This is a genomic window from Pseudomonas sp. EL_65y_Pfl2_R95 (assembly GCF_963971045.1).
In the GTDB taxonomy this organism is placed as follows: Bacteria; Pseudomonadota; Gammaproteobacteria; order Pseudomonadales; family Pseudomonadaceae; genus Aquipseudomonas.
On the sequence record NZ_CAXAOV010000005.1, the window covers coordinates 427,769 to 448,288 of the forward strand.

The window sequence follows — 20,520 nt, forward strand, 5'->3', positions numbered from 1 at the left end:
TACCGGCGCGAAACCGGAGGGTTGTTATGGGAGCCGGGGCGTGTGCCCAAAACGGTCGAATGGCCGCGGTGATAAAGCATGGCCCCGGCATCTAATAGGTTTCGAACGACGTGATGCTGTCGAGTTCCGGTTAGATTCAGGGCCTGCGTTTGAAATCTCAAACGAATCCTAGGGTTGTGAGGGGTAAAGGGCAATAGTCTGTTCGAAAAAATTAACGATTTAGGCAAAAAATTATCCCTTAATCGATAAACTACTACTCAGCGCTCAGAATTTGTGCAGAATCACGAACAAACCAAGGCAATGGACGACCGCGAGCTAGATGCGTATGATTGCGCCCGCAACGCACCAGTAGCTCAGCTGGATAGAGTACTGCCCTCCGAAGGCAGGGGTCGTGGGTTCGAATCCCGCCTGGTGCGCCAAATATCGACGAAAAGCCCCGCACTGAATCGTCAGGCGGGGCTTTTTTGTGATTGGCGTAAGCATCGCTGAATCTGCGGCCCTGGCCATCTGATGTAAATAGATCTGCCCCTTTACTCTCTATGCCGCCTTATAACCCGCGATGGATCTGCGTCGTCATCTCGTCAATGACGATGGAATTAATGCTCCTCAATAGGCGCACCTCGCCCCCCAGCGTGGCCCCAAGCTCCGGCCGATCATGCAGCAGCTCTTCATTCTGATGAATCACTTCATCCAATAGCTTCGGCGCTTCTATCCGGACGCTGTCTACAAGCTTGCGGATGTTGTCCCGTGCGGTTGCAGCCTTGATTCCCATGGTTTGGCCAGCGCAAACGAGTAGCTGCGCAGTTATCTCTTGAAGCCGGTAAGTACCATTAATTGGCCAAGCCATCTCAGCTTGCTGTGGCCACCGATCTCGGTCATACGCCTGTGTCCCATATACGGCAGTGCACAGCAAATCGTAAAAGGGCGACAGATGCACGCTCTTGGCAGACATCAAGAAACTGAGGTTTTTCAGGTGCGCATCCTCATTGCCGACCAAGACGTTGAAGATCAGCCACTGGAAAAGGTGAAACCTAGCCAGCGCTGCTGGACGGCACTGTTTTGCCAGGCCTGCAATGCGCTCCATGCTGCCAGCGCTGTATTTGAACTCTCTGGACAGCCCATTCAATTGGCATGCGTCAATACAGTGAATTCGCTCCCAGCCATCCTCTCGTTGGACGCGGTCAAACCGCTCAATCAGGTAAACCGGCTCCGGTACATACAAGCGGTGCACCCTTGGTACAGGCAATCCAACCCGTTGAGCCAACTTCATCACGAACCATTCGTTGATGACGGTATGCGGCCATGCATCGCCAGGGTGGTCAGGCTTAAGTATGTGGGTCGATGGCTCGCTGCCTTTAGGTTCAAGCAACTGGTCATCTTTGAAGATGATCGCCACCTTGTGTTGAGCCCCCGCTAGGGACATTTTCTTTGCCGCTTGCTCGGCCAGGGGGATCTTCGGCATCACCAAAATGCGCCTAGAGAGTTCGGCATTGGGCAGCAATTGTGTGCTCCCGGGCTCAGGTGCTTCACCTGGTGGCAGTAAGATGAGCGAGCCCGCTGATTCGGCGCCGAAATGTTCCAGCAAGGCGAAAGCATCCTCGATCGCCGCACCCGCAACGTTGGCAATCAGTTGCCGCTGGGTCTCTTCGGGCAGCAGATTGTCGAAGTACCACTGCACCGGGCGAGTAGTAGCGCCATCGACGTGCTCCGCGGCCTGCAACGGCAGCAGCGGGCACAATGGATGCGCTACAGGATCGACCAACCACTGTTCGCTGTAACAGAAGGCCCATAGGCCGTTGCGCTCGCGCAGGACGCCTACTCGGGTCTGGTTGATCCAGACATTGAGCGACCGTTCCATTATTTCACCTTGCTCGAGGCTGAAGATGTCTCGGAGGCGGCCGCCTTGTTTTGTTTGGCCAGCCTCTTATCCACCGCATCCATGAGCAATTTTCCGGTGTCATCGGCGAAAGGTTCGGGCACCTCAATCGTTACGGTCAGACCGAGTTCCTGCAATACCTGAAACAGCTTCCCCCACTGCACCGTTTCCCCGCCGCGCTCGACCTTTCCCAGAAAGTTCTCGGACACGCCAATGATGCCAGCCGCATCGTCTTGGCGCATTTGCATAGCCTTGCGGCTCGCTCGTATGACCGCCCCAACTTGCTCAGGGGATTCGATATCTATTTTCATTTGAAAACCTCTGACCACGCAGGCTGCTCACGTCATATTGCAAGGAAAGCAAAAATCCACATGATTGTGCGGATTTTATACATCAAGACGATGACTTTCAATAATTCCTCACGAACGTAAGGATTTAGTAGATATACAAGGCCTGATGCTGATAATCCGCACGAACGTAGGTTTTTAGAAAGGAATGATAGACGCCTGCGAAAAAACCTCATGACTGCGCGGACAAAACCACCGGCCTACATCACTGGAAGCATTGGTACGTGAGCTTGCGCCCCGGCTTCGATTTGTCCTTCCCAATCTCAGTTTTCTTGCGCCGAAGCCTCAATCTCGCGACTTTAAAGGTTGAAACATTTTGTAACCTAGCTATTATATAAAAGGTAGCTAGCTAACGATTAGCACATCTGTCCGACATTTGTTGCGCTGCATAGTGGCCGTCAGAGCCAACTCTATTAAACCGTACCTCTCCCATCGCTCGAATTTACCGTTGGTAACGAGCGCCAAAATGCTAACTGCCTGGCGCGCAAAACACGCTAGGCAGAGTGCTAAGCGCATACCCCTGAGGCGTATACCCCGCCAGGAGTCCCGCATGACTGAAAAACCCAAAGGCCTGACACGCCGCCAGTTGCTGGTTTCATCAGTAACCACCTTGGCCGCAGGCGCCGCCGCGACCGCACAAGCCGCTACTCTGACCGGAACACCCAAATGGTTACCCTTCGACCACAACGGACCGATGCACTACGACACGCCCGGCTGGCAGTTTTTTACCGCTGAAGAGGCCCAGGAGATCGAGGCGATTGTCGAGCAATTGATCCCGGCTGATGACCTCAGCGTCAGCGGCAAAGAGGCGGGCTGCGCGGTGTTTATTGACCGCCAACTGGCCGGTGAATACGGCGATTTTTCCCGTTTATATATGCAAGGCCCCTTCACCCCCGGCACGGAACCGCAAGCTGACCAGTCGCCCTTGGTGCCTCGAGAGCGTTATCGCTTAGGCATCGCCGGGCTGAGTAAGTACTGCCAGGCGCAGTTCCAAAAACCCTTCAGCGCACTGCCAGCAGAGCAGCGTGACAAGATGCTGACCGATCTGGAACACGGCACGGTTGAGCTTGAAGGTATCGATGCCAAATTGTTCTTCCAGCAGGTGTTGGATAACACCATGGAAGGCTTCTTCGCGGACCCCATCTACGGCGGCAATCGCGACATGGTCTCGTGGAAAATGATCGGGTTTCCCGGCGCCCGTTATGACTACCGCGACTACATCGCGATGCATAACCAGAAGCTGAACCTCACGCCGATTTCGATCATCGGTAGCTCCGCATGGAACAGGAAGGGTTAAACAACATGGCTAAAAAATTACCTGCCACCGATGTCGTGGTGGTTGGCCTGGGTTGGGCCGGCTCGATCATCGCCAACCAATTGGCTGAAACCGGTCTCAATGTTATTGGCTTCGAACGTGGCCCTTGGCGCGACACCGCCAGCGACTTTAACTTGGCCTCAGCGACTGACGAATTGCGTTACAGCCGCCGCCAGGAACTGATGCTTCGCACCAAACAAAACACCTGTACGATGCGCAACAGTTCAGCAGAAACCGCTCTGCCGATGCGCACATGGGGCTCGTTCCACCCGGGTAACGGTGTCGGCGGCGCAGGCAATCACTGGGCCGGGATTACCTTTCGCTTCCAACCCAGCGAATTCCGCCTGCACAGTCATTTAACTGAGCGCTATGGCAAAGAACTTCCCGAGGAGTTGACCCTGCAGGATTGGGGCACCACCTGGGAAGAGATGGAGCCCCACTACGATTCGTTCGAGCGCTTGGCTGGCGTTTCCGGTAAGGCCGGCAACATCAAAGGCACCATCGTCGAGGGCGGAAACCCATTTGAAGGCGCCCGTGCCAACGAATACCCCAACCCGCCAACCGAACAAACCTTCGCTCCCACCCTGTTCGCAGACGCGGCGCGCAACCTCGGCTACAAGCCATTCCCGGTGCCGTCCTCGCTGGCATCACAGGCCTATACCAACCAGCTTGGCGTCACCATGGGGCCTTGTACCTTCTGTGGTTTCTGCACCAACTACGGCTGCGGTAACTACTCCAAAGCCAGCGCCATTGTCAGCGTGATGCCGGCTTTGATGCGCAAGCCCAACTTCACCGCCAAGACCAACTCCGAAGTGCTTAAAGTCAATATGGACAGCACCGGCAAGCGCGCAACCGGGATCACCTATGTCGACGCCAACGGTGTTGAGTGGGAGCAACCGGCGGAAATCGTTGTAGTGGCCGCGTTTATCTTCGAAAACGTGCGCCTGATGTTGCTCTCCGGTGTGGGTGAACCCTACAACCCGATCAGCAATACCGGCACCACGGGCCGCAACTATGCGTACCAGACCGCCAACAGCGTAAAGATGTATTTCGATGACAAGAACTTCAACCCATTCATTGGTGGCGGTGCTATTGGCATGGGCATCGATGAGTTCAACAACGACAATTTCGACCACTCCGGCTTGGGCTTTGTCGGCGGCGGCAGCACCCGCGTAACGCCGGTAGGCGCCGCACCGATCGACTCACGTCCGGTGCCACCGGGCACGCCTAGGTGGGGCTCGAAATGGAAAAAGGCCACGGTCGACAACTATCTCAGCACCATGTCTATCGGCTGTGAAGCCACCAGTTACTCGAAGCGCACCAACTACTTGTCGCTCGACCCTAACTACAACGACCCCCATGGTCGACCACTGCTTCGTATTACGTTCGATTTTCCGGAAAACGACCTGAGAATGGCGCAGTACTGCACCAACAAAGTCGCCGAAATTGCGAAATCAATGAACCCACGAGAGATCGTTGCAGCGCCCCGTAAAGGGCCGTGGGGCAATCTCACTTACCAGTCATCGCATATCGTTGGTGGTTTCATCATGGGTGCAGACCCGAAGAACAGCTCGGTCAACAAGCATCTGCAAGTGTGGGGCGTACCGAACTTGTTCGTAGTCGGCTCATCCGCGTTCCCGCAGAACCCCGGCTATAACCCCACCGGCACCGTGGGTGCCTTGGCCTTCAAGGCGGCGGATGCGATTCGCCGACTGTATCTACAGCGTCCGGGGGAGATGATCAGCGTATGAAAATATCTCTCTCGCTGTGCTTCGGTCTAATTGGTCTGAGCCTCAATGCAGCGCATGCAGCAAGCGGCGCTGACTCTTACAACATGGTGGAAAAAGGCCGCTATCTGGCCACAGTCGGCGACTGCGCCGCCTGCCACACGGTAGCGGGCAAACAGCCGTTTGCCGGTGGCGTGCCGATCGAAACCCCGTTCGGCACATTGCTGGGTGCCAACATCACCCCGGACCCAGAAACAGGCATTGGCCGCTGGAATTTCGAAGACTTCCAGAACACCATGTCCGCAGGCCATGCACGTGGCGGCAAACGGCTTTACGGTGCAATGCCATTTACCGCTTACACCAAGGTCAGCCAGGCCGACAACCAAGCGATCTGGGCGTATTTACAGACGTTGCAGCCGGTTAATCACCCGGTCGAGAGCAACCAGTTGCCCTTCCCGTTCAATGTGCGCACCAGCTTGATTGGCTGGAACCTGCTGAATTTCACGCAGGGTGAGTTTAAAGCGCACCCGAACAAGTCTGAGCAATGGAACCGTGGCGCTTATATTGTTGAAGGGCTGGGGCACTGCGGCACGTGCCACACGCCGAAGAACCTGATTGGCGGTGACAAAAACGATGAGTTTCTCGCCGGCGCCAATCTGCAAGGCTGGGTTGCGCCAGATATAACCGCCAATGCCCATACCGGTATTGGCAAGTGGACCAATGAGGAACTCATTCAATACTTGAAAACCGGGGCCAATCGTTTCGATATCGCCTCAGGACCGATGGCTGAAGAGATTGAAAAATCCTCCCAGCACTGGAGCGATGAAGACCTGATGGCGGTTGCCGTGTACCTCAAGGGCGAAGAACAGCCCACGAGTTCTGCCAAGCCGTTAGCGGCAGACTCGGCCGCAATGGTAGCCGGCAAGGCGGTGTATGCGGATCGCTGTGCGGCATGCCACATTGGCTCAGGGGAAGGCATCACTCACCTGTTCCCAAAACTCGCCGGTGCACCACTGGTTAACAGCAGCGATGCCACGTCGTTGATCCATGTGGTGTTGGCCGGTAACCGTGCAGGCGCAACCGATGCCACGCCGACAGCGCCGGCAATGCCATCGTTCGCCTGGAATCTAAGCGATGAAAATATCGCTGACGTACTGACCTACATCCGCAATACCTGGGGCAACGCAGCACCTGCGGTATCGAGCTCTGACGTGAAAAGCTTACGCGCGGATTTGGCCGAGTAAGTGCGTTGAGCCTTGGCCTCGCAATGGGGCCATGGCTCAAACCAGATGACAAATCCCGGGCAAGTGGCTATAAAGCTCAGGTTTTCGCGCCCAAGGAAGTGGCGCAGTTGCCATGTACAAGGAGCTTTTTATGGCCAATCCCACCCTCTTCCATGCCAAGTGGAACCTTAGCCGGCTGCTACTGTGCAACTTTATCGCACTGGGGCTTCTGGGAATCTGGATGTGGCCGACCGGCCATGCTCTGTTCAACCAGTTTGATACTTGGTTCTTTCATCTGCTCAATCGTCCGCTGGAGCAAAGTGTGCTCTGGCTGGATATCTGGACGGTTGCCAGTCTGCGACCTTTCGATGCAGTGGTCGGTTTAATCCTGTTGGCGCTACTGATCAAAGGTGACTGGGTGTTCAAGGCTGTGCAGGTGCGAGCGGCAATATTCGGCTTTGTTTCAATTCTGATTCTGCTGTTGATTATCCGCACGCTGTTTTCCAAATGGCTTGACCACTCCAACTTGCAACATGACAGCCCATCCATGGTGCTCGATGGTGCGGTGCGTTTAAGCGACATTTTCCCTACGCTGGAAAAAAGCTGGGAACTAAAGGACCGCTCCAGCCAGAGCTTTCCCGGCGACCACGCTTCAGTGCTGCTTATTTGGGCCATGTTTATGTCGGCATTTAGCAGCACGCTGCTTCAGCGTGTGCTTATTTGGGGGCTGGCACTGCTGTGCATGTTACCGCGCTTGGTCGCGGGCGCCCATTGGGGACAGGACGACTACATCGGCGGCATGATGATCGCGTTGCTCGCCCTGGGCTGGGGTTATTACACACCCTATGCTGCTGTGGCTTGCAATTTGTGGCTGAAAGCGACCGCGCCGGTTTTCGGCCTGCTCGGTAGAGTACCGGTGATCAACCGAATGAGTTTGATTGAACCGGACACCAGGTGAGCACTCCTTACCCAACCTGACTGATCCCTAAAGTGGTTTCGCTTCAGTCAGCCGCTTTTGCGTTGGCCAGTTAACAGCGCACCTTTTGCATGGGGCAGGCACGCTACCTCTGGCAGTTCAGTTATTGGAATCTGCCCGAGAGCTTGGGCTCGAGCAGCCTGTGCCCACTCGCAACTTATCCCACGCCTCCGCGAAGTCGCCCCGTGTCCAGTGATTTAAAGTCTGAACACTCGCCCGCATCTGGGCTCCTATATAAATGTGCAGCCCATTTGGCTCGCTGATTATCCCGACGATGCAGGTGAAACCCTCGAGCCCGGCATCCATTGATGGGGCGCACTGCAGCTGGCGCCATGTGCCTGCACGGGTGTTAAGCCTATGGTCAACAAGCTTGCAGCTCACCGAGTTGACCTGCATGAACCCCAGCTAGGACAGAAAAAAACGCGGCGCACAAAGGGCTCTATCAAGCCTGAACTGACGAACCGCGTAGGCAAAGCCACAGCGTGATTTAAAACCTAAATACCGATGAGGACCGAAGCGATGACTGATCCGACTGAAAAACGACCCTCAGGCAGCCCCGGCCAACTGTTCACAGAATTGACGACACCCTCACGGCGCAACTTTCTGCGCACTATCGGCATTTCAGGTATGGCTGCGGCGACAGCCCCGATGTGGGCTCAAGCTGCGCAGCTTGAGGCACCCATCGATGACAGCCAGAAGCCGCTGGGTAAAGGCGAGCAGCGCATCAGTCTGAATGTGAATGGTCAGAAACATACGCTTAACGTGCCGGGCAATGCGGTATTGCTTGACGTGCTGCGCGACCGCTTACAACTGACTGGCACCAAAAAAGGCTGTGACCACGGCCAATGCGGAGCCTGCACCTTGCACGTCAACGGTCAGCCGGTGAACAGTTGCTTGTCCCTGGCAGCCATGCATACCGACGATGAAATCACCACCATCGAGGGGCTTGAGCAAAACGGCCAATTGCACCCTGTTCAACAAGCCTTTTGGGACCACGACGCCTTTCAATGTGGGTACTGCACCTCGGGGCAAATGATGACCGCGGCGGCAATCATTAAAGACCCCAACATCGGCACCGATGATGCCAGCGTACGTGAAGCCATGAGTGGCAATATTTGCCGCTGTGGCGCTTATAAAAACATTCTGGCAGCTGTTCAGGATGCCCGTGAAAAAACCCAAGGAGCCCGCTAATGAGAACCTTGGAATACACCCGTGCAACCAGCGTCGAGCAGGCAATTACCAGCCACTCGAAGAAGCCAGCCGCCGCCTTCCTTGCAGGAGGCACCACGCTACTGGACTTGGTCAAGCTAGACGTTATGCAGCCCGACCAAATGGTGGACGTACACAGTCTGGCGCTTGACCAGATCGAGACGTTGAGTGATGGCCGGACTCGAATTGGCGCCATGGTCACCAATACCCAATTGGCCAATGATCCGCGCATCAAGAACGACTACGCGTTGTTATCTGAGGCGCTGCTTTCCGGGGCAACCACCCAATTGCGCAACAAGGCGACGACCGCCGGCAATGTGATGCAGCGAGTGCGCTGCAACTATTTTCGTGATGGCGTTTCTGCCTGCAATAAACGCGACCCCGGTTCAGGTTGCGCAGCCATTGAAGGTCATAACCGCAGCGTGCACGCGGTCTTGGGCACCAGCGATCAATGCATTGCCAGTCACCCTTCAGATATGTGCGTGGCCATGGCAGCCATTGGCGCTCGCGTCGAAGTGCAAGGGCCCTCCGGCAAGCGTGAGATCGACTTCTTGGACTTCCACCTGCTACCGGGAAACACTCCGTGGAAAGAACACGCGCTCGAGCCTGACGAATTAATCACTCATGTCACCTTGGACGCACCGCTGGCGAATAATAAATCAGCCTATTTGAAGCTGCGTGATCGCGCCTCTTATCAGTTCGCCTTGGCATCCAGTGCGGTCATCCTGGTGATGGATGGCGAAACTATCCGTGAGGCGCGTATCGCCATGGGCGGGCTCGGCACCAAACCTTGGCGTGCCCTTGAAGCTGAACGCGCATTAAGCGGCGCCAAGGCCACTCCGGAGAACTTCACCAAAGCCGCCGCAATGGCCCTGCAGGGCGCGATGCCTTACTCGCATAACGCCTACAAGATCCCTCTCGGACAACAGGCCATAGTGCGCAACCTCTCCACGCTTGGTAAAGGAGCTTTGGCATGAGCGACTCAATCATAGGCACCGCGCCACGGCGCGTTGACGGTCGCTTAAAAGTGACCGGGGCGGCCATGTATTCCGCCGACCAACACCCGCAAGACATGGTCTTCGCTTACGGCGTCTACAGCACCTTGGCGAGCGGCTCGATCGAAGCGTTGGATATAGCAGCGGCAAAAAGCGCTGTGGGCGTGATCGACATTCTCCACCATGGCAACTTTCCGCAACTGTTCCACGTGCCGCCAGAGCAATTCTCCGTTGAAAAAATACTGACATCCTCACGCATTGACGAAAATCGTTTGCCGTTCGAGGACCAGATCATTCGGTATGCTGGGCAGTTCGTTGCGCTGGTTATTGCAGACACCTTCGAACACGCTCGCGAGGCGGCTTATAAGGTGAAGGTCAGTTACACCGGTGGCGCCACCATGGCCAATCTGAAGCAAGGCTTGGCACAAGGCAAACCCGCCGACACGGGCCAAGGCCATAAACGTGGCGATCCGGCAGGGGCTTTCGAGCAGGGCGTACAGAAACTGGACGCGACTTACACCACGCCTGTTGAAACCCACAACCCGATGGAAATGCACGCCACAGTCGCGCTGTGGGAAAGCGACAAACTGGTGGTATATGAAGCCACACAGTCCGTGGTTGTACACCGCAATACCCTTGCTCAGATTTTTGGCTTGCCCACCGAACGTGTCGAAGTCAGGGCGCCGTTCATTGGCTCCGGCTTTGGCGGCAAGCTATGGGTGTGGCCCCACTCCGTGGCTGCCTGCGCCGCTGCCAAGGTGGTGGGCCGCCCCGTACAGCTGGTTGTGCCTCGAGCGCAAATGTTCACCACCGTCGGCCATCGCCCGGAAACCCAGCAGCGTATGCGCCTGGCGGCCGATGCCAAAGGCAAGCTGGTGTCACTGCGGCACGAATCACTGAACACCAGAGGGACCGGCGATGAGTACGTGGAAAACTGCGCCGGAATGAGCGCAAGTCTTTACTCATGTGCCAATGTCGAAACCAACCACGCCACCGTCAAGGTCAACCGGGGGGCGCCGACGTCGATGCGCGCACCTGGCGCGGCACCGGGCTTGTTTGCTTTGGAGTCGGCAATTGATGAATTAGCTGAAAAATGCCAGATGGACCCACTCGCCTTTCGCCAACTCAATTGGGCCGAGCAAAACGAGGAAGAAAAACTGCCATGGTCGAGCAACCACCTCCGCGATGCGCTGAGCCAGGGCGCAGAGCGTTTTGGCTGGGCCAAGCGTACGCCTGAAATCGGCAGCATGCGTGAAGGCCATGAAGTTATCGGCTACGGCATGGCTCAGTGCAACTGGGATGCGCTACGCACTCCGTCTAAGGCACGCGTTTCGCTGAAAGCCGATGGCAGCGCTGAAGCGTTTTGTGGCGCACAAGACATAGGTACAGGCACGTACACGGTGATAGCCCAATGCGTGAGCGAACTCACCGGCTTGCCGATAGAAAAAATCGCTGTAAATTTAGGCGATTCGTCGTTCCCGCCCGGCCCAGTTTCGGGCGGTTCCTGGGTGACTGCCAGCGTATTACCCGCAGTGGCCGAGGCCACCCGTGCAGCGCTGAAGCAGCTCAAAGGCTTTGCCGCATCTGAGGAAGGTGGGCTTGCCGATGCCAAACCCGATGAGATCAGGGTCAGTAACGGCAAGCTTGAAGGTGGTGACAAAAGCATTGCATTTGCCGATGTACTCAAGGGCTTGAAACTTGCCAGCGCCGACGGCGAAGGCCACACCGGCATGGCAGATTCCGAAAAGCATGCGTTCAGCTCGTTCGGCGCGCACTTCGTCGAAGTACGCTGGGACCCGGGTATCTCAAGACTGCGGGTGTCACGGGTGGTCAGCGCCATTGACGTAGGCAAGGTGATCAACGCCAAGACCGCCAGCAATCAGGTTGAGGGCGCTATTGTCATGGGCATCGGCATGGCCCTGTTTGAAGCGACAGATTTCGACGAGCGCGATGCCATGCCAGTGAACAATAATTACGCCGAATATATGGTGCCGGTGCATGCCGACCAGCCAGATATCGATGTGATTTTGCTCGATTATCCCGACTACAACCTCAATGAGTTTGGTGCTCGCGGCATTGGTGAGATCGGCATAACCGGGCTAGCTGCAGCAGTGGCTAACGCCGTCTATCACGCCACCGGAAAACGAGTACGCGACCTACCCATCAGCCTTGATAAGTTGATGAGTGATGAAAAGCAGAAGGGCATTGTCACTTCCTGATGCCGAAAGCCACAGCGAAGATGCCTTAATGGGGCATCTTCGTTTTGTGGATAAAATAGCGTGTATCGAACGTCTAGTTGGTACGGTTAGTTTGCTGAAACCGCGCTCTGGCTGAGAAACCATAAGACTGTCCGACACAACTTCTCGCTCATAAACTCAACACAGCCTGCACCACGCATTCGGCCATCGCGCGGCGGGTTTGTAGCGTGGCGCTGCCACTGTGCGGCTGCAATACAACATTGCGCAGTGAAAAAAGCGCTTCAGGCACCTTAGGCTCATGCTCGAAGACATCCAATGCAGCACCCGCCAATCGCCCGTCCACCAAGCGCGCCACCAACTGAGTCTCATTGATAACATTGCCGCGAGCCACGTTGACAATGACCCCCAGCGGCCCGAGTGCATCCAATACCGGCTCATCAACAAGGTGCTGTGAGGCTGGCCCGCCGGCGGCAGCGACAATAAGGATATCGCTGGACTGCGCCAACGCCACCAAGTCGTCATGGTAGGTGTAGGGGCAATCGGTGACTGGCCGTCGGTTGTGATAAGCCAGGGTCACACCAAAGGGTTGCAAACGCTCAGCGATAGCGCTGCCGATTTTGCCCAAACCGAGAATGCCGACCCGCTGTCCCCGCAAACTTGTGCCCAGGGGCGAAAAGCCGCCCTTAAGCCAGAGGCCGTCTCGGACAAAACGATCCGCTTCGCACACCTGACGCAACAGAGCCAATAACAGCGCCACAGCCTGATCCGCCACCGCATCGGTGAGAATGTTATCAGTGGTGGCAATGCGAATGCCTCTGGCACTGGCGTGCGCTTTATCGATTTTGTCGACGCCAACGCCGTTGACCGCAATCAACTTCAAATCAGGCAGCCCGGCCATTAATTGCCGATCTACCCCCTCTCCACCGTTGGTGACCAGCACGGTAAAGCGCTGTGGATTATCGGTTAGCAATGCCTGTTGCTCAGCCCGGCTATGGGCTCTCACCAGATTAAAGTGGGTAGCCAGTCGTTCTTCATACTCCGCTAACAGCGGCACAAGCATCAGTAAATCAGCCTTCATTGCAGCTCCTTATCGGTACAGCCAGTGAGATGACGCGCCCTGGGTCCACGCTATAGCCTGTGCAGGGCGCGGTGCCCGTACTATTTAGCGACCGGCCTCGCGCATTATTCTGGTTAGCGGCGATGTTCAGCGCACGGCTATGCTTGCGCCTGCTGCCTCCAGCTCGGCGCTAGTTGCTGGCGTGCGAGCCGCTCGCCCCTGCATTACTGCCGGGATAGTCAGGATCAGCAAACCACTGGCGAACAGGCAAAAGCCCAGCACGTAGGTGCCATTGTTGATATTGCCCGTCATGTTTTCGGCGACCGCAGTGATCATTGAACCCGTGAAGCCGGACAAGTTGCCAATCGCATTGATCATGCCGATGCCTGCCGCTGCAGCGACCCCGGACAGCACGGTGCCCGGCAGGGTCCAGAAGATGGGCATCAAGCTAAGAATGCCGGAGGCTGCCACGGTCAGAAACAAGATCGAAAGCACCAGATTGTCGGCAAAATATGCGCTGAGTATCAGACCGCAGCCACCGATGAACGCCGGTATCGCCGCATGCAGACGCCGTTCGCCAGTGCGATTGGAGTGACGGGCATTGAGAAACATCGCGACAACAGCCACGCCATAGGGGATAGCGGTCAACAGGCCGATTTCGAGGCTACTGGTAACACCCGTGCTCTTGATAATAGAAGGCATCCAGAACGCCAAACCGTAGAAGCCGGTGTTGAAGGTCAGCAGGATCAGCACCAGCAGCCACACGCGCTTGTTGAAGAACACCTCACTCAAACGGGTTGCCTTGCCGTGACTCTCCTGCTGCAGATTTGCCTTGAGGAGCTTTTTCTCTTCGCTCGTAAGCCAAGCGGCCTTGTCGATGTTGTCACACAGGCAAGTGAACACCACCACCGTCATGATCACCGAAGGAATGCCTTCAATCAGCAGCATCCACTGCCAACCAGCCATTCCATGCCAGCCATCGAAGCGGGTCATCAACCACCCGGAAAGTACGCCACCAAGCGTCAAACTGATCGGCATGGCAATCAGGAAGCCAGACATGACTTGGCTTTGTCGGTGGGTCGGAAACCAGAAGTTAAGGTACAGAATCACGCCTGGGAAGAACCCTGCTTCACAGATGCCGAGTAGAAAGCGCAACGTATAAAACATCGTGCTTGATTCAACATGGAAGAGGTTGGCCAAGGGTACGGTGAAGGCCACTGCCATTGAGATAACGGCCCATGTCAGCATGATTCGGGCAATCCAGAAACGAGCACCGTAGCGGTGCAACAGTAGATTGCTAGGCACCTCGAAGAGGAAGTAACCCCAGAAGAACATACTGGCGCCGAGGGCGTAAACGGTATTACTGAATTGCAGGTCAGAGAGCATGTCCAGCTTGGCAAAGCCTATATTGACTCGATCAAGATAGGCCGCCATGTAGCACAGGAGCAGGATTGGCAAGATACGCAGGATGACCTTTCGGTAAGTGCGATCTTCAAAGCCCTTATCGCGGGAGAGAGAAGCAGGTGGCTCAATTTGGGCGTGCATCAATATGACCTCTTGGCGGGCTGACTTGCCTGATTATTTTTATCGATCGAGCACCGGGCAACTCGCTCCCGGTGGGTCAGCGATTAAGCAATAGATTCGCGGTTTGGTCGGCCATATATACGGCGTAATGGGCCGAGCGGATTGGCATTCTGCAGCGCCAGTGGCAGCTGGGAATCGAGGAAATTCTGGTAACACACCGGACGCAGAAAGAGGTCAATGAAGTTGTGACCCGCATACACAGACATGAACGCTCCAGAAATACGTGAATAATCCGGGCGTCAATTTATGCAGTGAACCGATTCATTCCCAATGGCATTTGCCAATCAATCGATAACGAAGCGTTATCATTCAGACCCTCCGCGCTCCCGCGCCCGCGGCGAATTAGCCAAGAGGATTTCGGCAAATTCCAGAGCCGCTCCGCTAAGGGCTTCACCCTTGCGAGTCAGGATGCCGTAATCCTGAGGGGCCAAGTACAAGGGCGTGTTAAGTGCACGTAGCGCCCCGCTTTTGAGGTGTGGCTCAACCATGGCCTGAGGCAACATGCCAATCATCGGCCCTCCCAGCAGGACTTTCAGAAACGTCTGCATGGAAATGGTATCGATAGTGTTGCGTGGGACTGCCACGCCTGCCTCGGCGAATGCCAACTCCATACGCCCGCGAATGGGCGAGCCTTTGGGGTAGAGGATCCATTGCCACTCAAGCAACTGCTCTAAAGTCACCGACCCGATCTCGGCCAGTGGATGCGAATGGTTAACCACAAAACAGAAAGGCTCAGGCGCTAGGGGTAGAAAATCGAAGCGCTGACACTGGGTAACATCAGTGAATCGCGCCACAGCAAGGTGCAGGATTTTCTCATCAAGCATGGCCATCAGGTGGTCGCTGGTCTGCTCCACCACTTCAATGGCCAACAACGGCCAGCGTTGCTTAATCTCGACAATGGCATCTGGCAAAGCGACTGCGGTCGCGGCAAAGATCCCGCCGACCTTCAAGTGCCCATGCCCGCCCTCTCGCAGACTGGAAATCTGGTCGACGAAATTTCGTGCATCATTCAAAACCATCTGCGCGTACCGCACCACCTGCTTGCCCAAATCCGTAGGCGGCATGTTCCGCGGCTGACGCTCGAACACCGCAAACCCGAGCAAATGCTCTATCTCTTTGAGCATCTTACTTAACGCGGGCTGACTCAGATTCATCTGCTGTGCGGCAAGGTGCATGTTACCTGTGCGAGCAAGCGTATCGACCAAGATCAAATGCCGAAACTTGAGCCAATTGCAAAAGTGAGAAAACGAGAGGTCTGACATGAGGTCGCCTGGTTGCAATAACTAACTGTTATTGATTGGTGAGAATACGCCATTGGAGTTTATCGCCACAATTACCTAGCGTGCATGTTTTATGGACCAGAGATTACCTGCGATGCCACTTACTTTGACTCCCGAAAACACGCTGCCCGCTGATGGCTTGGTGGGAACGCTGATTGGCCGCGCCTGGATCCCAGGCAATATCGCAGGCCCGTCGCCGATCGTTTTGCGCGCCGATGGCGTGTTCGACTTATCGGCCAGCTTTGCAACCCTCAGTGAACTGCTTGAGCAAGACAACCCCCTAGAGGCCGTGCGCAGCACCCCTGGCGTTTTAGTCGCCAGCGTTGAAGCCCTGCTCGCCAATACCGGCGCGAACTCCGATGTTGAAAAGCCTTACTTGCTAGCGCCGTTGGACTTGCAAGTGATCAAGGCTGCCGGCGTGACTTTCGCCGCGAGCATGATTGAGCGCGTCATCGAAGAGCAGGCCGGTGGTAACGCTGCAAAAGCCGAACAAGTACGCGCCACCGTTCGCTCAGTAATCGGCGATAACCTGCGAGCAGTAAAGCCCGGCTCAGAGCAGGCCATGGCACTCAAGGCACTCTTAATTGAGCAAGGCATGTGGTCGCAGTACCTCGAGGTAGGCATTGGTCCGGATGCCGAGGTTTTCACCAAAGCTCCTGTACTGTCGTCGATGGGCAGCGGCAACCTGATCGGTGTGCATCCGGGCTCGCAGTGGAACAACCCCGAACCCGAAATCGTCTTGGCTGTCGACAGTCGCGGTCGGATCCATGGGGCGACCTTGGGCAACGATGTAAACCTGCGAGACTTCGAAGGGCGCAGCGCTCTTCTGCTAAGTAAAGCCAAGGACAACAATGCGTCCTGCGCTATTGGCCCGTTCATTCGCCTGTTCGACCAGAGTTTCAATCTTGACGCCGTGCGCCAGTGCGTAGTCGACCTGAAGGTCCAAGGTGAAGACGGCTTCGTACTGGCTGGCACCAGTTCGATGGATCAGATCAGCCGCGATCCAGAGGACATTGTTGGGCAGACGCTTAACAGCAACCATCAATACCCTGATGGCTTCATGTTATTTCTCGGCACGCTGTTTGCGCCCACCGAGGACCGTGACAATGCAGGCGCCGGTTTTACCCACAAACCTGGCGATCAAGTGAGTATCAGCAGCCCTCTTCTTGGCACGCTGCACAACCAAGTCACCGGCAGCGACAAGGCCGCACCTTGGACATTTGGCGTTAGCGCCCTGATGCGCAATCTATCAGACCGAGGTCTGCTCAGCCGCTGATGGCCTCATAACCAGACGCTTCATAACAATAAAAGCGAGGTTTGACATGCAAACCGCATCCACTACTGCCGCCGCGGCTGACCCGCGTCAACTGCGCCGGGCAATCTTCACCGGTGCAATCGGCAGCGCTCTGGAATACTACGATTTCGCGATCTACGGCTTGGCCTCGGCCTTGGTATTTGGTCATATATTCTTTCCATCCTTGGGCACCACTGGCGGCCTGCTAGCCAGTTTCGCGACCTATGGTGCAGGCTTTCTGGCACGGCCCTTTGGTGGGCTGTTCTTCGGCTCGCTGGGGGACCGTAAAGGACGCAAACTGGTGTTGCTGTTGACCGTTGCCCTGATGGGCACAGCGACCACATTGATTGGGCTTCTACCGACCGGCCCAGTCGGTGCGGTGTTACTCGTGCTGTTGCGCCTGCTGCAAGGCTTCGGCGCAGGGGCTGAGCAAACGGGGGCCGCGACTTTGATGGCTGAACTCGCCCCACGCAACCAACGGGGATTCTATGCGGCGCTACCCTTTATCGGGGTGTTCAGCGGCCTCGCCTTGGCGACTATTACGTTCAGGGTGCTTGACGCATCACTGAGCCGAGAAGAGTTGCTCGACTGGGGCTGGCGCCTGCCATTTCTTGCCAGCGTGGTGTTGATCGCAATGGCGGTATGGATTCGCCTCAAGCTCAAAGAAAGCCCGGTGTTCAAACAACTCAGCCAGAGTCAGCAAGTCATCGATTCACCGATGCGCGCCGTATTGAAAAACGCCCGCCGACCCTTAGCCGCGACAACGCTGATGCGCATGGCCGAAACCGGTTGCTCGACACTCTACGCCACGGTTTCAATCGCCTTTCTTACCAGCTTCGCCAGTCGTCACTTGGCTAACAATGGTGCTAATCTGGTCGATATCGGTACCAATGCCGTGCTCGCCGCGAGCGTCTTGAGCGTCTTCACCACGCCGTTGTTCGGCGCCTTGTCTGATCGGTTTGGACGCTTGGCGGTATACCGCGGCGGTGCGATGTTCTGCGCATTCTGGGCTTTCCCGTCTTGGTGGATGATCGACAGTGGTGAGCCGCTGCTGGTGACTATCGCCGTGGTCGGCGGTTTTGCAATCGGCGCCAACAGCATGCTTGGCGCTCAGTGCGCGCACTTCACCGAATTGTTTGGCAACCGTTATCGCTACTCAGGAGTTGCACTCGCCCGGGAAGTCGGCGCCATGCTCTCCGGAGGCCTGGCGCCGATCCTCGGAATCCTGCTGGTTGGCTTGGCCGGAGGCGCCTACTGGGTATTGGCGTTGTACACCTTGGCCCTGGCCTGCCTGACCTTAATCGGCACCCTGCTGTCTACTGAAACCCGTGGCCGCGACCTGACTGACCTGAACGATGCAGTCGGCAGTGGCGCCACACCAGAACTCGCCAACGCTCCTGCGTTGCAACGCTGATGGCTTAGCCATCAACCACAAGAGAATAATCATGAGCCAGAATCCAAAACGCCCGCTGCGCAGCCAGCAGTGGTTCGATGATCCAGACCATGCTGACATGACCGCGATCTATGTCGAGCGCTACATGAATTACGGCCTGACCCGGGGCGAATTGCAATCGGGGCGCCCCATCATTGGTATCGCGCAAACCGGCAGCGACCTGACGCCCTGCAACCGCCATCATCTGGAGCTCGCTCAACGGGTAAAAGCCGGTATCCGTGACGCAGGGGGGATTCCAATGGAATTCCCGGTCCACCCAATCGCCGAACAAACCCGCCGCCCCACTGCCGCGCTTGATCGAAATCTCGCCTATTTGGGGCTGGTGGAAATCCTCCATGGTTATCCACTGGATGGCGTGGTGCTGACCACAGGTTGCGACAAAACTACTCCGGCCTGCCTGATGGCTGCGGCCACGACCGACCTGCCGTCCATTGTCCTTTCAGGCGGCCCGATGCTTGATGGACACCACAAGGGCCATTTGATTGGCTCCGGCACCGTGCTGTGGCATGCCCGGAATCTGTTGGCTGCAGGCGAGATCGATTACGAAGGCTTTATGGAAATGACCACGGCGGCGTCGCCTTCTGTGGGGCACTGCAATACCATGGGCACAGCGCTATCGATGAACGCCCTGGCCGAAGCTTTAGGTATGTCCTTGCCCGGCTGCGCCAGTATTCCCGCGCCCTACCGAGAGCGCGGGCAGATGGCTTATGCCACCGGCAAGCGCATCTGCGAGTTGGTCTTGGATGATGTACGCCCTTCGCACATCATGACCCGTGACAGCTTCGAAAACGCCATCGCAGTAGCCTCGGCGCTGGGTGCATCAAGCAACTGCCCGCCTCACCTGATCGCCATTGCCCGGCACATGGGCATTGAGTTGTCGCTGGACGACTGGCAGCGTGTCGGCGAAAACGTGCCCCTGCTGGTCAACTGCATGCCCGCTGGCAAGTACCTCGGCGAGGGCTTCCACCGTGCTGGTGGCGTACCCGCAGTGATGCACGAACTCCTGAAAGCCGGACGCCTGCATGAACACTGCGCCACCGTCAGTGGAAAAACCATCGGCGAAGTGGTGAGTAACACCTTGAGCAGTAACGACGAAGTCATCCTGCCGTTTGCAGCGCCACTCAAGCATGGGGCAGGCTTTATCGTCCTCAGCGGTAACTTCTTCGACAGTGCAATCATGAAAATGTCGGTGGTCGGCGAGGCCTTTCGCAAGACCTACCTGTCCGAGCCTGGCGCTGAGAACAGCTTCGAAGCCCGGGCCATTGTTTTCGAAGGGCCGGAGGACTATCACGCACGAATCGACGACCCAGAATTGAATATCGACGAGCAATGCATTCTGGTCATCCGGGGCGCGGGCACTGTCGGCTACCCCGGCAGCGCTGAAGTAGTCAACATGGCCCCGCCAGCGGCGCTGATCAAACGCGGTATCGATTCGCTGCCATGCCTAGGTGACGGCCGGCAGAGCGGAACCTCGGCCAGCCCGTCAATCCTCAACATGTCACCAGAGGCTGCCATTGGCGGCGGCTTGGCGCTGCTGCAAACCAACGACCGCCTTCGCGTCGACCTGAACTCCCGCCGCGTTGACCTGTTAATTGATGAAGCTGAAATGGAGACACGTCGCGCCGCTTGGGTGCCGAACATGCCTGCATCGCAAACGCCGTGGCAGGAACTCTATCGCCAACTGGTCGGGCAACTCTCTACGGGCGGCTGCCTCGAGCCCGCCACCCTGCACATGAAAATCATCGCCCGTGAAGGCGGCGTGCCAAGACATTCGCATTGATGCTCAAGCTCATATAGCAGATACAACCAAAGGCTCAGGTGAAACCCTGGGCCTTTTGTATTATCGGTGCAAATTACTTGCATCCTGAGTAAATCCAACCAGTCAGTCATGGCTGACCAAAAGTACGTTGCCTGCGTGACCCGTCTAGGCCTAAGCCTAACCTGCGTAAATGTATTGGGGCTTAGCCTTTGCCCTGGCACTAATAG

Annotated in this window: 15 protein-coding genes, 1 tRNA gene and 1 pseudogene; 11 read left to right on the top strand and 6 right to left on the bottom strand. The window is 56.5% G+C overall.

The window, feature by feature from the left end:
- Positions 1 to 342: 342 nt before the first annotated feature.
- Positions 343 to 419 (top strand) — tRNA-Arg (locus tag AACY09_RS17685).
- Between the two features lie 128 nt (positions 420 to 547).
- On the opposite strand, the gene AACY09_RS17690 is transcribed toward AACY09_RS17685, so the two are convergent.
- Both AACY09_RS17690 and AACY09_RS17695 read right to left on the bottom strand, forming a co-directional pair.
- Complete coding sequence (locus AACY09_RS17690) at positions 548 to 1,858, bottom strand: HipA domain-containing protein (protein WP_339489872.1); 1,311 nt, start codon at positions 1,856 to 1,858, stop codon at positions 548 to 550.
- Positions 1,858 to 2,187 carry a transcriptional regulator gene (locus AACY09_RS17695; RefSeq protein ID WP_339489873.1) on the bottom strand — a complete coding sequence of 110 codons (330 nt, stop codon included), beginning with the start codon at positions 2,185 to 2,187 and terminating at the stop codon, positions 1,858 to 1,860. Before AACY09_RS17695 ends, AACY09_RS17690 begins: the two co-directional genes overlap by 1 nt.
- A gap of 586 nt (positions 2,188 to 2,773) precedes the next feature.
- On the opposite strand from AACY09_RS17695, the gene AACY09_RS17700 reads away from it, so the two are divergent.
- The 7 genes from AACY09_RS17700 to AACY09_RS17730 all read left to right on the top strand — a co-directional run bounded on the left by AACY09_RS17700 (position 2,774) and on the right by AACY09_RS17730 (position 11,887).
- Positions 2,774 to 3,520: a gluconate 2-dehydrogenase subunit 3 family protein gene (locus AACY09_RS17700; RefSeq protein WP_339489875.1), complete on the top strand. Its 747-nt coding sequence runs from the start codon at positions 2,774 to 2,776 to the stop codon at positions 3,518 to 3,520.
- A 5-nt stretch (positions 3,521 to 3,525) separates the two neighbouring features.
- On the top strand, positions 3,526 to 5,289 hold the full coding sequence (locus tag AACY09_RS17705; RefSeq protein WP_339489877.1) for a GMC family oxidoreductase: 1,764 nt from the start codon (positions 3,526 to 3,528) through the stop codon (positions 5,287 to 5,289).
- Positions 5,286 to 6,509, top strand: a complete 1,224-nt coding sequence (locus AACY09_RS17710) for a cytochrome c (protein WP_339489879.1) — start codon at positions 5,286 to 5,288, stop codon at positions 6,507 to 6,509. Before AACY09_RS17705 ends, AACY09_RS17710 begins: the two co-directional genes overlap by 4 nt.
- A gap of 130 nt (positions 6,510 to 6,639) precedes the next feature.
- A complete protein-coding gene (locus AACY09_RS17715; protein WP_339489882.1) occupies positions 6,640 to 7,446 on the top strand; it encodes a phosphatase PAP2 family protein in 807 nt (268 codons plus the stop codon).
- Positions 7,447 to 7,983: 537 nt separating this feature from the next.
- Complete coding sequence (locus AACY09_RS17720) at positions 7,984 to 8,655, top strand: (2Fe-2S)-binding protein (protein WP_339489886.1); 672 nt, start codon at positions 7,984 to 7,986, stop codon at positions 8,653 to 8,655.
- Positions 8,655 to 9,650: an FAD binding domain-containing protein gene (locus AACY09_RS17725; RefSeq protein ID WP_339489888.1), complete on the top strand. Its 996-nt coding sequence runs from the start codon at positions 8,655 to 8,657 to the stop codon at positions 9,648 to 9,650. Before AACY09_RS17720 ends, AACY09_RS17725 begins: the two co-directional genes overlap by 1 nt.
- Positions 9,647 to 11,887 (top strand): xanthine dehydrogenase family protein molybdopterin-binding subunit, encoded by a 2,241-nt coding sequence (locus AACY09_RS17730; protein WP_339489890.1) that lies wholly within the window; start codon positions 9,647 to 9,649, stop codon positions 11,885 to 11,887. Before AACY09_RS17725 ends, AACY09_RS17730 begins: the two co-directional genes overlap by 4 nt.
- Positions 11,888 to 12,035: 148 nt before the next feature.
- Here AACY09_RS17730 and AACY09_RS17735 read toward each other — a convergent pair whose 3' ends face one another.
- From AACY09_RS17735 to AACY09_RS17750, 4 genes and pseudogenes are all read right to left on the bottom strand, one after another.
- Complete coding sequence (locus AACY09_RS17735; RefSeq protein ID WP_339489892.1) at positions 12,036 to 12,944, bottom strand: 2-hydroxyacid dehydrogenase; 909 nt, start codon at positions 12,942 to 12,944, stop codon at positions 12,036 to 12,038.
- A 126-nt stretch (positions 12,945 to 13,070) separates the two neighbouring features.
- The gene (locus AACY09_RS17740; protein ID WP_339489894.1) at positions 13,071 to 14,468 is read right to left on the bottom strand and encodes an MFS transporter; all 1,398 of its coding nucleotides are present in this window, start codon (positions 14,466 to 14,468) and stop codon (positions 13,071 to 13,073) included.
- An 83-nt stretch (positions 14,469 to 14,551) separates the two neighbouring features.
- Positions 14,552 to 14,686 (bottom strand): annotated as a pseudogene (locus AACY09_RS17745) (hypothetical protein); the annotation flags it as partial.
- 126 nt (positions 14,687 to 14,812) lie between these two features.
- A complete protein-coding gene (locus AACY09_RS17750; protein WP_339489896.1) occupies positions 14,813 to 15,769 on the bottom strand; it encodes a LysR family transcriptional regulator in 957 nt (318 codons plus the stop codon).
- A gap of 112 nt (positions 15,770 to 15,881) precedes the next feature.
- Here AACY09_RS17750 and AACY09_RS17755 point away from each other — a divergent pair, with 112 nt between their 5' ends.
- From AACY09_RS17755 to AACY09_RS17765, 3 genes are read left to right on the top strand one after another with little or no spacing between them, the layout of a single operon-like run.
- On the top strand, positions 15,882 to 17,063 hold the full coding sequence (locus AACY09_RS17755; RefSeq protein ID WP_339489899.1) for a fumarylacetoacetate hydrolase family protein: 1,182 nt from the start codon (positions 15,882 to 15,884) through the stop codon (positions 17,061 to 17,063).
- 46 nt (positions 17,064 to 17,109) lie between these two features.
- On the top strand, positions 17,110 to 18,495 hold the full coding sequence (locus AACY09_RS17760) for an MFS transporter (protein WP_339489901.1): 1,386 nt from the start codon (positions 17,110 to 17,112) through the stop codon (positions 18,493 to 18,495).
- A gap of 31 nt (positions 18,496 to 18,526) precedes the next feature.
- Entirely contained in the window at positions 18,527 to 20,314 is a 1,788-nt protein-coding gene (locus tag AACY09_RS17765; protein ID WP_339489902.1) for an IlvD/Edd family dehydratase, read from the top strand.
- Positions 20,315 to 20,520: the final 206 nt, after the last annotated feature.